Origin of the sequence: Fodinicola acaciae, assembly GCF_010993745.1 — a bacterium.
Classification (GTDB): domain Bacteria; phylum Actinomycetota; class Actinomycetes; order Mycobacteriales; family HKI-0501; genus Fodinicola; species Fodinicola acaciae.
The window spans coordinates 1,268,108-1,280,507 of sequence record NZ_WOTN01000002.1 but is presented as its reverse complement, the minus strand read 5'-3'; the positions used below and the strand labels follow the sequence as shown (position 1 = coordinate 1,280,507).

The 12,400-nt window shown below is 66.3% G+C and carries 10 protein-coding genes; 5 read left to right on the top strand and 5 right to left on the bottom strand.

Going from position 1 to position 12,400, the window contains the following annotated elements; genetic code table 11:
• Positions 1–6 precede the first annotated feature (6 nt).
• Genes GNX95_RS21270 through GNX95_RS21260 form a run of 3 tightly spaced genes read right to left on the bottom strand, consistent with a single transcriptional unit; the run spans position 7 to position 3,022 of the window.
• Positions 7–819 carry a carbohydrate ABC transporter permease gene (locus GNX95_RS21270; RefSeq protein ID WP_163509148.1) on the bottom strand — a complete coding sequence of 271 codons (813 nt, stop codon included), beginning with the start codon at positions 817–819 and terminating at the stop codon, positions 7–9.
• A 5-nt stretch (positions 820–824) separates the two neighbouring features.
• Entirely contained in the window at positions 825–1,760 is a 936-nt protein-coding gene (locus GNX95_RS21265; RefSeq protein ID WP_187369668.1) for a carbohydrate ABC transporter permease, read from the bottom strand.
• A complete protein-coding gene (locus GNX95_RS21260; RefSeq protein ID WP_222853795.1) occupies positions 1,757–3,022 on the bottom strand; it encodes an ABC transporter substrate-binding protein in 1,266 nt (421 codons plus the stop codon). The genes GNX95_RS21265 and GNX95_RS21260 overlap by 4 nt, the downstream gene beginning before the upstream one ends.
• Before the next feature lie 130 nt (positions 3,023–3,152).
• Here GNX95_RS21260 and GNX95_RS21255 point away from each other — a divergent pair, with 130 nt between their 5' ends.
• The 3 genes from GNX95_RS21255 to GNX95_RS21245 are packed head-to-tail and all read left to right on the top strand — an operon-like array spanning position 3,153 to position 6,639.
• Positions 3,153–4,826: a class I mannose-6-phosphate isomerase gene (locus tag GNX95_RS21255; protein ID WP_163509146.1), complete on the top strand. Its 1,674-nt coding sequence runs from the start codon at positions 3,153–3,155 to the stop codon at positions 4,824–4,826.
• On the top strand, positions 4,823–5,650 hold the full coding sequence (locus GNX95_RS21250; RefSeq protein ID WP_222853794.1) for an ROK family protein: 828 nt from the start codon (positions 4,823–4,825) through the stop codon (positions 5,648–5,650). Before GNX95_RS21255 ends, GNX95_RS21250 begins: the two co-directional genes overlap by 4 nt.
• Complete coding sequence (locus tag GNX95_RS21245) at positions 5,650–6,639, top strand: LacI family DNA-binding transcriptional regulator (RefSeq protein WP_222853793.1); 990 nt, start codon at positions 5,650–5,652, stop codon at positions 6,637–6,639. The genes GNX95_RS21250 and GNX95_RS21245 overlap by 1 nt, the downstream gene beginning before the upstream one ends.
• Here the strand turns inward: GNX95_RS21245 and GNX95_RS21240 are convergent.
• Entirely contained in the window at positions 6,632–7,270 is a 639-nt protein-coding gene (locus tag GNX95_RS21240; RefSeq protein WP_163509143.1) for a TetR/AcrR family transcriptional regulator, read from the bottom strand. The two genes, GNX95_RS21245 and GNX95_RS21240, sit on opposite strands and share 8 nt — an antisense overlap.
• Positions 7,271–7,359: 89 nt before the next feature.
• Between GNX95_RS21240 and GNX95_RS21235 the strand changes: the two genes are divergently transcribed.
• Complete coding sequence (locus GNX95_RS21235) at positions 7,360–8,559, top strand: lipase family protein (protein WP_163509142.1); 1,200 nt, start codon at positions 7,360–7,362, stop codon at positions 8,557–8,559.
• Positions 8,560–9,579: 1,020 nt separating this feature from the next.
• On the opposite strand, the gene ngcE is transcribed toward GNX95_RS21235, so the two are convergent.
• The gene (ngcE, locus tag GNX95_RS21230) at positions 9,580–11,004 is read right to left on the bottom strand and encodes an N-acetylglucosamine/diacetylchitobiose ABC transporter substrate-binding protein (RefSeq protein WP_163509141.1); all 1,425 of its coding nucleotides are present in this window, start codon (positions 11,002–11,004) and stop codon (positions 9,580–9,582) included.
• Between the two features lie 249 nt (positions 11,005–11,253).
• Between ngcE and GNX95_RS21225 the strand changes: the two genes are divergently transcribed.
• Positions 11,254–12,342: a glycoside hydrolase family 172 protein gene (locus GNX95_RS21225; RefSeq protein ID WP_163509140.1), complete on the top strand. Its 1,089-nt coding sequence runs from the start codon at positions 11,254–11,256 to the stop codon at positions 12,340–12,342.
• The last annotated feature ends 58 nt before the right edge of the window (positions 12,343–12,400 follow it).

Sequence of the window (12,400 nt, the reverse complement as noted above, 5' to 3'; positions counted from 1 at the left end):
AGTCTCCTAGAGAGAGGCGCCGATTCCGCGAGCGAAGGCTCGCTGGAATCCGAGGAAGATGGCGATGGTCGGAATGGACACGATAAGCGCACCGGTCAGGATGACCGGTGTCGGCACGCTGCCGTAGTTGCCGGACAGGCTGGCCAGCGCGGCCATCACCGGCGTCACCTGCGGGCTGCGTGCCAGCGTGATGCCGAAAAGCAGGTCGTTCCAGACCCAGGTGAACTGGAAGGCGAAGGCGGCCAGCATGGCCGTACGCATCAGCGGCAGGTGGATGCTGCCGAAAATGCGCCACCAGCTCGCGCCGTCGAGCTGCGCCGCCTCGGTCAGCTCGGCCGGGATGGTCGTCAACTGGTTGCGTACGACGAAAAACGCGAACGGGATGGCTAGCGCCACATAGACCAGGCCGAGGCCGAGCTGCGTGTCGTAGAGGTCGGACTCGGCGTACATGCCGAACAGCGGCGCGAGAAACATCTGCAGCGGGAAGAGCGTGCCGGAATAGATGAACCAGAACCACAACACCGGCCGGCGCACCGGCAACACCACGACCGCGAAGCCGGCCATCGTCGCGATCAGCACGGCGACGGCGGAGCACACGACGGCATAGAGAACGCTGTTTGCGAATCCGGCACCGATCCCCGCCTCGGTCCAGGCCCTGGCCAGGTTTCCCAGCAGGCCGAAGCCGTCCGGCCACCACTGCGGCGAATCCTCCGCGTAGGTGTCGGCCGGTGCGATCGTGTTCACCACCAGCAGCCACAGCGGTGCGATCCACAGCACCACACAGATGCCGAGAAACACGTTGCGAAACACGCGACCCATGCCGATCACCTCACTCGCGGCAGCTGCGTACGCAGATAGAGCCACGCGGCGGCGATGACGATGACGGTGAGCAGCACCGCCACGGCCGAGCCGTATCCGACGTGGAACAGCAGGAAAGTCTCGCGATACATGGTCAACGCGAGCGTCTCGGACGTACGCGCCGGACCGCCCTGGGTCAGCACCCAGATGATGTCGAAGGATTTCAGGCTGTTCACCAACGCCATGCCGACCACGACGACGGTGACCGGCCGCAGCTGCGGAAAGATGATGCTGGCAAACATCCGCCAGCCGCCGGCGCCGTCGATCGACGCCGCCTCCACGGTGTCCCGCGGGATCGACTGCAGGCCAACCAGAAACAGGATCACGCTGAAGCCGGTCGCCTGCCAGGTGCTCGCGACAATCATCGACAGCGTGTTCTGCGGCCAGTTCAACAGCCAGCTGGTGGTCAGGCCGCCGAGACCGACCGTGTTCAGGACCTGGTTGACCGCGCCGTGACTTTCCAACAGGAAATGCCAAAGAGCGGCCGTCGCGGAGCCGGAGATCGCGTACGGCAACACGATCGCGCCGCGTACGAAGGCACCCCAGCGCCGCGACAGCGAGTTGGACGCGACCGCGATCGCGAGGCCCAGCACCACCGGCAGCACCAGCGTGCCGACGACCCACATCAGCGTGTTGAGCAGTGACCGCGCCAAAATCGGGTCGGCGACGAGCTTGCCGAAGTTGTCCAGGCCGACGAACCGCTGGGTGAATCCGTTGTCGTCGAACAGGCTCGACCACACGCTGGCCAGGAACGGATAGACGAGCAGCACGCCGACGAAGATGACCGCCGGCGCCAGGAAGGGGATCGACGCGGCGCGGCCGACCGGTTGCGTGCTGCTGCGTGGCCGTACGATCCGTGGCCGGCTGGTGAGCCGGTCCGGTCGCGCGATTGTCTGGGTCATGAGTCGTTCCTCCAGACGGCCCATTCGGCGTCCGCCTTGTCCTGCAGGTTTTGCAGCACCGTGGGATAGCTCGAGGGATCGAGCAGGAAACTGCCGAGGTCGTCGACGGCGCTCTCCACCAGCGCCGGCGGACTGGACTCCCAGAACCTGTTCAGCAGCCGGACGTTCCTGGTCTGCTCCAACAGGCCGGCAACCAATGGGTTCGGCGGTTTCACCAACGGATCCGGCGACCCGTCCTGCAGCCCGTACGTGAAAGCCGTCTGCGCCTCCGGCGCCAACCACTGCCGCATCAGCCGCAACGCGGCCTCGCGGCGCGGCGCCTTGCGCGGCAACATCAGCGCGGACGCCTCGAAAATGACGGACCGCGGCGTCTGCGGATCGACCGTCGGCAGCACGAACGCCTGCACGTCGACGCCGGGTTTCATGCCGTTCTTGGCAAAGTTGGTGTTGATGAAGGTGCCAAACGGCAGCATCGCGAGTTTTTCCTGCTTCAGCAGGGAAGCCGCGTCGCTGTCCGAGGTGTCCAGCGGGGTGAACCACTTCCGGTCCAGCAGCGACTTCCACAGCCGCATCGCGCGTACGGCGGTCGGATCGGTGTAGCGCGCCCTGCCGCTCATCAGCCGCTCGTAGAAATCGGGGTCCAGTTTGGACACGATCTCCTGAAACCAGATGAACGCCGGCCAGCGTCCGGCCGTGGTGCCGAAAAACGGCGTGATCTTACGAGAGGCGAACAGCGCGGCCGCCGCCTCCAGCTCGGCCCACGTCTTCGGCACGCCGACACCATGCTTGGCGAACATCTTGGGGTTGTAGAAGACAACCCAGAACGCGAGGTTCATCGGCAGGCCGTAGATCCGGCCGCCGGAGGTGAAAGCCGGCCGCAGGGTCGGCCGGACCCAGCCGTTTTTCTCGGCCGCGGACCAGATGTCGGTCAGGTCGGTGGCGCCGCCCGTACGCGCCAGGTCCTCCAACCGATAGCCGGACCACCACTTGATCAGGTCAGGCGTTTTCCTCGTCCGCAGGGACGCCTTGATGACCTGCTGGAACGAGGTCGTGCTGGGTAACTCCTGCGGAGTCAGCCCGACACCGGTCCGGCGCCGCAGCACCGCACCACCGGCCTGCAGGCTGGCGTTCCAACCGGGATTGTCGGTGTAGATGCTGACCGTCCCCGGCGGTGTCACGGACCCGACGCCGCAACCCGCGGTCGCCAGTGCGGTCCCAGACAGCGCGAGGCCGGCTCCTAGCACGCTCCGGCGTGTGGTCATGAGCGCAAGTTAACGTCACCATCGACGCCGCCACAACCCCTTGACCGTTCTTTCCTGATTTTCCGTCCACTCGGTGGTGATTTGAGCAACTGCATCGCCATGCTGCGGCAGTTATCGTTAACATGCACTCATGGATGCGATCTGGTACGACCGCGAGCCGCGCTATCCGGTGGCCGGCGGCAGCGTGGTCGACGGCTGGCCGGCGGCGGTCGCGAGCCTTCCGGCAACGCCGTTCACGCTCGCGCTGGACGGCCCGGCCAACCTGCCGTGGGATGCCGTGATAACCACTCTGACCAGCACTTTCGTCGACCGCGACGTGACAGTCCTGGACACTCGCGAGGCGTACGCGCCGTGGCACACGATCGTCGCGCGCACGGAGAGCGATCCGCTGACCGGCGATCCACACTTCGCCAAGCTGCCGGCGGCCGGCCTCGCCGACCTGTTCCGCGAGCCGCTGGCGCCGCCGGCCGGCACCGACGTACGCATCGTCTGCGGCCCCGGCGCCGCGCTCGCCGCCACCGACCTGCTCTGGTACGCCGACATCCCCAAGCGCTACGCCGAAGCCGACATCGCGGCTGGCCGTGGCGTCAACCTCGGCACCGAAAACGCGACGCTGCGCCGGCTTTTCTTCGTGGACTGGCCGATCCTGGACGCGCACCGCGACGCGATCGCGCCGCGGATCGACAGGTGGATCGACCTGCAGGAAGGCATGCGGTCGATCAGCGGCGACGCGCTGCGGGAAAGCCTTGCCGTGCTGGCAACATCACCGGTGCGTACCCGGCCGTATTTCAACAGCACGCCGTGGGGTGGTCACTGGGCTCAGCGCGAGCTCGGTTTTTCGCCCGATGCCACCAACACCGCGCTCGGCTATGAGCTGATCGCGCCGGAAAGCGGCATCCTGCTCGGAAACTCCGCGACCGCGCAGGTCGAGGTGCCGTTCCAGCTGCTGGTCGTGCTGCATCCGGACGAGGTGATGGGAGCCGCGCGACCGGATTTCGGCACGTCCTTTCCGATCCGCTTCGACTATCTGGACACCGACGGCGGCGACAACCTGTCGTTGCACTGTCATCCGAAAGAGCGCTACATGCGCGAGGTCTTCGGCTGGCCGTACACGCAACACGAGACCTACTATCTGGTGCACGGCAGCGAGGGATCGCGGGTCTTCCTCGGCCTGCGGTCCGATGTGGACACCGAGGTTTTCCGCAAACAGGTGGAAAGAGCGGTCACCCGCGCCGAGCCGGTGGAGGTGACCGAGCACGTCCAGACCTTCCCGGCCGAGCCGGGCCAACTGTTCATGATCCCGGCCGGCACGCCGCACGCCAGCGGCGCCGGCAACGTCGTGCTGGAAATCAGCGCCACGCCTTACCTTTACTCGCTGCGGTTCTATGACTGGCTGCGGCTCGGTCTGGACGGAAAGCCGCGGCCGCTGCCGTACGAGCACGGCTTCGCCAACCTGGAGACCGAGCGGATCGGCCGGCGCGTCGGCGAAGAGCTGGTGCAGCGGCCGCGCCAGGTCGCCGGCGGCGACGGGTGGAGCGAGCTGGTCGTCGGCGCGCTCGACGAGATGTTCTACGAGGTGCGGCGACTGGAAATCGCGCCGAGTCACGCCGCGAAGCAGGACACCGCCGGCCATTTCCACGTGCTCAACGTGACCGCCGGTGCCGCCGTCGTCATCGAGACGGCCACCCGTACGCACCGGCTCGCGCGAGCCGAGACGCTGGTGGTGCCAGCGGCGGTCGGACCGTACGAAGTGCGGGTCATTGGCGACGAACCGGTGCACGTAGTGAAAGCATGGGTTCCGTGACAGTGGTTCCGGTGCTGGAGATCGGCGGCACGCACGTGACCGCCGCATTGGTCGACGCGCGCCAGATCGTCGCGCGCGACAAGCGGCCGCTGGCCGCCGACGGCGAGGCGGACGAGATCCTCGACACGATCGCGGCGTGCGCCAACGCCGTCGAGGCCCCGATCGACGCGGTCTGGGGTGTCGCGCTGCCGGGTCCGTTCGACTACGCGGACGGCATCGCGCGTTACACCGGCGTCGGCAAGTTCGACCGGCTCGACGGCTGGGATTTTCGCACCGAGCTGCGAAAACGGATCGTGCCGAGTCCACAGTGGATCGAGTTTGGCAACGACGCGGTGGCGTTCGGCCGCGGCGAGTGGCTGGCCGGCGCGGCGCACGGGCACCGGCGGGTCGTCGGCCTGACGCTCGGCACCGGCGTCGGCTCTGCGTTTCTCGCCGACGGTGTGGCCGTCCACAGTGGACCGACCGTGCCGCCGGACGGTTACGCGTATCGGCTGACCGCGCGCGGACGGCCGATCGAGGATTTCGTGTCGCGGCGCGCGATCATGGCCGCGTACGCGCAAAACGTGGACGTCGACGTGATCGCCGGCCGTGCGCGCGACGGCGAGCAAGCGGCCCGTGACGTGCTGGAATCCGCATTCGGCTTGCTGAGCGACACGTTGGCGCCGTGGTTTTCCCGGTTTGGCGCGGAGATCGCGGTGGTCGGCGGGGCGATGACCGGCTCGTGGGACGTGATCGGGCCGTTGCTGGCCTTCGGCGTTCCGAGCGTGGCGGCCAACAATCCGGATGCCGCCCTGCTCGGCGCGGCGGCATGGGCGGCGCGCTGATGCCGACGACGATCCGTGACGTGGCCGCGCTGGCCGGCGTGAGCCCGATGACCGTGTCGCGCGTGATGCGCGGCGACGCCAAAGTCAGCGCGGAGACGCGTACGCGCGTCCGGGAAGCCGCGCAGAAGCTCGGATATCGGCGCAACGAGCTGGCCAGAAACCTGCGCGTCGGCGGCTCGACCGGACTGCTCGGCCTGGTGGTCACCAACCTGGGCAACCCGTTCTATTCGCGGCTGGCGCTCGGGGTCGAGGCGGTCGCCGCGCGCCACAGTTTGCGTGTGGTGCTGGGAAACACCGGTGAGGATCCACGCTCTGAGCGCGAGATGATCGCCGACCTGGTCGGTCGCCAGGTCGATGGCGTGATCGTCGTGCCGGCGGGTTCGGATCATTCGCATCTCACCGCGGAGGCGCTCGGTGGCGTGCCGGTCGTGCTGGCCGCGCGACCGCCGATCGGCATCAGCACCGACTGCGTACTCGTCGACGACTTCGGCGGTGCGCGAGCGGCCACCGCGAAACTGGCCGCCGCGGGCCACCGGCGGATCGCTTTTCTCGGCAATCCCCCGGCGGTCTACACCGGCGCGGAGCGGTTTCGCGGTTTTTGTGTGGCACTGGAGGAATCCGGTGTCGGGCTGGACGACCGGCTCGTACGCCGTGGTCAGCGCGAGACTGCCGAGGCCGAGGCAGCGGCCGCGGAGCTGCTGGCACTCGACGATCCGCCGACGGCGTTTTTCTGCGCCAACAACCGAAACACGCTCGGCGCGTTGCGCGCGATCCATCTGCGCACCGGCGCCTTCGACGGCGGTCCGGCGGTCGCCGGCTTCGACGACTTCGAGCTCGCCGACCTGCTGCCGGTCACCGTCGTCGGCTACGACGCCGACGAGATCGGCCGGCGCGCGGCCGAGCTGTTGATGGACCGGCTCGGCCGCGCCGACGCCGACCATGACATGCCGCCGCGCCGCGTCGTGATCCCGACCGAGATCATCACCTGACCTCGTCGATGCGGCGAAAGAGCTCGTCGCGATCGAGGCGGTGCGCCAGCAGCATGCCGGACATCGTCACCAGCAGCGCCTCGACGTGCTCCTCGTGCGGCAGTGGATTCGCCAGCCGGTGCAAGGCAAAACCGTCCACGATCGCGACGAAGGACTTGGCCGCGCCACGCGGATCGCGCGCACCGAGCCGGCTCAGGTGGCCGGCGGCGACCTCCTCGAAGGCCGCCATCGACTCCTGGACGACCTCGCGCAGCGCCGGATTTCGCGCCGCTTCCAGATAAACCTCGTAGACGGCGACGCTCACGCCCTGCTCGCCGGCGATCAACGCGCGTACCAGCCGCTCGCCAAACTGCCGGACGGACGTGGCGCTCTTGGCCGCGCCATCGATGACCGCGGACAGCGAGGCCGACCATTCTCGCACGTGAAACCGCAAGGCCTGCTCGATGAGCTCCTGGCTGGTGGTGAAGTAATAGCCGGCGGAGGCCGGCGGCAGGCCTGCGCGCGCCGACACCGCGCGGTGCGTCACCGACCGCGTGCCACCCTCGGCGATCAGCTCGATCGCGGCACGCAACAGCGCCTCGCGACGCTCCCGACTGCGTTCCTGCTGAGCACCTCGTACGCGACCGGCCATTGACACATCCCCGAACCGTGATTGATACTCCTGTATCACTCAATAGTAATACAGATGTATTACTCTACCGCTCCTTCCCGGGAGGTCCCATGTCCGGACGCCGGTGGCGCGCGTTTGCTCTCGTGCTCGCCACAACGCTGAGCCTGCTCACGATCGGAGCCACGTTAGCCAGCACAGCACCTGCGTCGGCGGCGGTCCTGCCACCGGACCAGGACCCGTTCTATCAGCCACCGGCCGGTTACCAGAACAGCGCGCCCGGCGCCATCCTGCGCAAACGCGAGGTGCAGGCGAGCACGTACGGCATCCCGGTGCCGGCGCGCGTCTATCAGGTGCTGGTCCGCACCAACGACGGCATCGGCGCGCCGACCGCCACGGTCAGCACCGTCGTCGTGCCACTGACGCCGTATCCCGGCCGGCGGCCGCTGCTGTCGTATCAGGTCGCCATCGACAGCCTCGGCACTTCGTGCAATCCGTCATACCAACTGCGCACCAGCACCGAGCTGGACTCCACCGGCATCTGGACGCCACTGTCCTACGGCTGGGCCGCGGTGATCACCGATTTCGAAGGCCCCAGAATGATGTTCACGGTCGGCCCGATGGCCGGCCACGCCACCCTCGACGGCATCCGCGCCGCGCTGAGCCTGCCAGAGGCCGGCCTCGGCGCCGGCACACCGGTCGCCGGCTGGGGATATTCCGGTGGCGGTCAGGCCAGCGCCTGGGCCGCCGAGCTGGAAGGGTCGTACGCGCCCGAGCTCAACGTCAAAGGCTGGGCCGTCGGCGATTTTCCCGGCGACCTCAAGAAAACCCTGCAGGGCACCGACGGCGGCTTCGCCTCCGGTTTCGTCCTCGGCGCGCTGGTTGGGCAGGCCCGGCAGTATCCCGAGGTGAATCCGCTGTTCAACGACAAGGGGAAGCAGCTCGAATCGCGGATCGGCAAGCAGTGCCTGGTGGAACTGGTCGCCTCCAACGCCTTTCAGAAGGTGTCGACGTACACGGATGTCGACATCGTGAACGATCCGCGTACGCAGCCGCTTTTCCGCGACAACAGCACCGGAACAGCCGCGCCGAAGGCGCCGGTGCTTTTCCAGCAGTCGCCGTTGGATGAGCTGATCCGGCCCGAGTACAACATTGCGACATACCGGAGCTGGTGCGCGAAAGGTGCGACGGTGCAGTATCAGGACTACCCGGTGCCCGAGCACGTCGTGAACCTGTTTTCGACTATTCCGAATTCCTTGTTGTGGATAGGGCAGAGGTTTGCGGGGCTGGCAGCGAGGAGTACGTGCGGGTGAGAGTGTGGGTGCGGCACCTTGCGTGGATACGCGGGGTGCCGTGGCTCCAATGTTGTGACTGAGAGTGGGTTAGTGAATTGATGAGGTGATTGGGTTTCCGGTTGGTGCGGTGGTGAGGTGATTGGGGCTTTCTGCTTGTTGCATGGGGGAAGTGGTTACGTTTTCCGCTTGTTGCGTTTGGGAGGTGGTTGCGTCTCTTGGTTGTTGCGTTGGGTGGGCGGTGGGTTTTTCGCCTGCGCGGCGGGCGCTCCTGCGCGGAGGGCGACCTCAAGGGAGGGGCCGCGTGGATGCCAATCGGTGTGCATGGGGGATGCGGGCGGCGGTTGTGGGCGGGGCTGGGTTTTCTGGGCTTGCTCGGTCACGTATGGGAAGCAACCCGTCGGTCTGGACGCCATCACAGCGTCCGGGGTGCTGATGTGGCTACTGTGGCTGGCAATGCAGGTGAGGCGGCTCGGCTGCGTAATACTTGTTAAGCAAGACATCAAAACGAACATTTGGTACAGCCCAGCAGTCACACCAGCATTGTCAGCCTCAGCAGTCACACCGGTCACAGCCTCTGATGATCGCGGCGGCGTGAAAGCCTTGTTTCTTGCGTCCACCGCAAGTAACTCGACATTCATGCCATCTACGAACCTCTCAAGCCGGACATTTAGCGCTCCATGTGCCTTCGCGTCCCACATAATGGACCTTCTCGCCACAGAGCGGGACGCCACGGCACCTCCGGCGCCCCAGCCACACTCCTGGTCCACACCACGTACGAAATGCGGGACATCTAAGTTGGTGCGGTGGTGAGGTGACTGCAGGCTTGCCAGGTCGCGTTTTGGGAGCAACCCGTCGGTGTGAATGCCGACGATTTTTGCTATAGCGCTAAATGTTCGCGTTGCCGGTTTGTGATTTGGTAGCAAGGCCCCCTTGCGTGCGTCTGGCGCACGTAAGGGGGCCTTGCGAACATCCAGCGATGGCCGGAATGGTGCTGGTGTGGCTCATGTGGCCGACAATGCAGGTGAGGCGGCCTGAACCCTAGGACGACGGGTCCCGCCTGTATTTCTTGACGCTGCTGTCCTTGGCGGTCGCGTCCGCCGCCGCCTGGCACCGCTTGCTCCATGCGTCGGGCGTCAGCTCACCGTTCATCAGTGAGGCCGTGGCGTTGTCGATGTCCTTCGCCATTTTTGGATACCACTCGGTATAGCGGAAGGACCGCAGGATGTTGGTGCCGGCCTTGTTCAGCACATCGGTACGCGATTTGAAGGCGCTCGACAGGTTGAGGTTGTCAGCATACTCGGCGACGACGACCTGTTCCTTGGTTTGCTGGGAAAAATATGTCGCGACCTTCTTCGACAGCATGATACGCAGCAGCTCCATCGCACCGAGCGGGTTTTTCGCCTGCGCCGGCACGATGTAGTCGGTGCCGGCGTTGACCTGGATGGTCTCGAACGGCAGTTTGTCGCTGGCGGACAGGCTCGGCGTCGGAGCCACGGTCATGCCGAGGTCCTTCGGCGCGATCGCGCCGAGTTCGTTTTCCAGCCAGGAGCCACAGGGGATGAACGCGGCCTTGCGCTGCGCCCAGTATGTCTGCGACTGCGTGTGCGTGAGGCCGGCCGAGCCTTCCAGGATGAGTTTCTTGGAGATGAGCTCCTGCACAGCGGTCGCGCCGGCGATCATGCCGGGGTCGCGCCAGATGTTCGGCACCAGGTTGTCGACGTCGACCATCAGCTTGTTGCCGGACACCTTCTGCGCCATCACGATGATGACATTGCCAATATAGCCGGGATATTTTCCCTGGAAAGTCCACGGCGCGATGCCGGCGGCCTTGATTTTGCCGCACAGCGAGATCATCTCGTCCCAGGTCTTCGGATACGTCCAGCCGTGCTGGTCGAACAGCGTTTTGCTGTACCAGATGCCGGTGACGCCGTAAATAAACGACTGACCGAAGCGTTTTCCATCATACAGCCCAAAACCAGAAGCCGACGGCAACAGACTCTGCAGCACGGTCTTTCCTGGCGTGTCGTACGCCGGCGCGCTCATCAGCGGCGAAAGCTCGGTCAGCTGGTTCTGGCTGACCAGCGCGCCGACGTCCAGCGTGTTGGTGCCGCACAGGTCCGGCGGCGTGCCCTGGACGAAGCGCGGCTGCAGCACCTGCTGCAGATTCTGCGATCCGTGGAAGTTCAGCGCGGCCTTGGGGAAACGGCCATGGTAGGTGCTCTTGGGCACGTTACGCCACGCGGTGCCATAACCACCGTCGAAATCGAACCATTCCAGCGGCGCGTCGGCTGGTACGCCGAGTGGGTTCTGGCTGGTCTTCTCACCGGCGGCGGCCTGCTTGTTGCCGCCGCCACCACCGCCGAGCGCACAGCCGGCGAGGGTCGCACCGGCACCGGCCATCGTCAACAACCGCAGCAAAGTGCGGCGATCGACGGTGACCCCTCCGACGTCGTACACCTTCATTTTCACGACCTTCCAGTCAGGAGAGTACCCCGCGCGACATCGCGACAGCATACGAGCGGCCGGCCCGAGCGCACCCAAAGCCGTCAACGCACCGCTAGACCAGTTAGGCCAACCATCGTCGCAGGCCGAGCGCACGAACAGCTCATTCAACGTAAGCACATCGACGCACTGGTCTAGCACAATCGCCAACGACCGCGGTTTGCCGTGATTCACTGGCCGCGAGCCGACCACGATTCGCGGGAGATGTGCATGACATTCAGCGGCCTTGGCGTCCACCTGGGCAACCTGTCCCGGCTGTCCGACGCGCGTACCCGGTCGATCAGCGCGGAAAACCCGGACGGCAGACCCGGCGCCGGCGGCATGGCGACCGAGGGCAACGGCGCGGTGGCCGGCCGCGACCTCGGCCGTGGCTGGAAGATCTCGCCGTGCGTCGACATCCCGGCCGAGTCGGTCCGTACGCTGGCCGACATCGACGGACCCGGTGCGATCCAGCACATCTGGATCACCATGGACCGGAAGTTCTGGCGCAGCCTGATCCTGCGGTTCCACTGGGACGGCGAGGAAAACCCGTCGATCGAGGTGCCGCTCGGCGACTTCTTCTGCAACGGCTGGGGCGAACACGCCAGCGTAACGTCAATCCCTGTAGCGGTAAACCCCACCGGCGGCTTCAACTCCTACTGGGAGATGCCGTTTCGCCGGCACGCACGGATCACCGTGGAGAACATCGCTCCGGAGCCGGCGCGCGGGTTTTTCTACCAGATCACGTACGCGCTGACCGAGGTGCCGGACGATTGCGCGTATCTGCACGCACAATGGCGGCGCAGCGACCCGGTCGACGGCGCGCTACACACCCTGCTCGACGGCGTACGCGGTCGCGGCCATTACGTCGGCACCTACCTGGCCTGGGAGGCGCACAGCCGCGGCTGGTGGGGCGAAGGCGAGATGAAGTTCCATCTCGACGGCGAGCAATGGCCGACGATCTGCGGCACCGGTACGGAGGACTACTTCGGCGGCGCGTGGGGCTTCGTCCATCCGGAGAACACCTACGGCGCGTTCACCGGCCCCTACCTCGGCATGCCGCAGGTCATCGTGCCGGACGGTTTCATGCGCAACCAACAGCGTTTCGGCCTGTATCGCTGGCACGTGCCGGACCCGATCCGGTTCACCGAGAGCATCGAGGTGACCATCCAGGCGCTCGGCTGGCGGCCGGAGTGGAACGGTGAGCCGCGCTATCTGCCGCTGAAGGACGACATCGCCTCGACCGCCTGGTGGTATCAGACCGAGCCGCACGCACCGCATCCACCGCTGCCTGGCCTGGCCGGCCTGGAGATCGACTGAATGAGACCACCGGTCTACCCGCGCGCCGCTGTTTCGGCTGGACGTACGCCTGCCGGTC

Bases quoted from the DNA above. Each gene is read 5' to 3' on its own strand.
- GNX95_RS21225 (WP_163509140.1), top strand. From the start codon at position 11,254: ATGACATTCAGCGGCCTTGGCGTCCACCTGGGCAACCTGTCCCGGCTG.
- GNX95_RS21260 (WP_222853795.1), bottom strand. From the start codon at position 3,022: ATGACCACACGCCGGAGCGTGCTAGGAGCCGGCCTCGCGCTGTCTGGG.
- GNX95_RS21235 (WP_163509142.1), top strand. From the start codon at position 7,360: ATGTCCGGACGCCGGTGGCGCGCGTTTGCTCTCGTGCTCGCCACAACG.
- GNX95_RS21265 (WP_187369668.1), bottom strand. From the start codon at position 1,760: ATGACCCAGACAATCGCGCGACCGGACCGGCTCACCAGCCGGCCACGG.
- GNX95_RS21255 (WP_163509146.1), top strand. From the start codon at position 3,153: ATGGATGCGATCTGGTACGACCGCGAGCCGCGCTATCCGGTGGCCGGC.
- GNX95_RS21240 (WP_163509143.1), bottom strand. From the start codon at position 7,270: ATGGCCGGTCGCGTACGAGGTGCTCAGCAGGAACGCAGTCGGGAGCGT.
- GNX95_RS21245 (WP_222853793.1), top strand. From the start codon at position 5,650: ATGCCGACGACGATCCGTGACGTGGCCGCGCTGGCCGGCGTGAGCCCG.
- ngcE (WP_163509141.1), bottom strand. From the start codon at position 11,004: ATGAAGGTGTACGACGTCGGAGGGGTCACCGTCGATCGCCGCACTTTG.
- GNX95_RS21270 (WP_163509148.1), bottom strand. From the start codon at position 819: ATGGGTCGCGTGTTTCGCAACGTGTTTCTCGGCATCTGTGTGGTGCTG.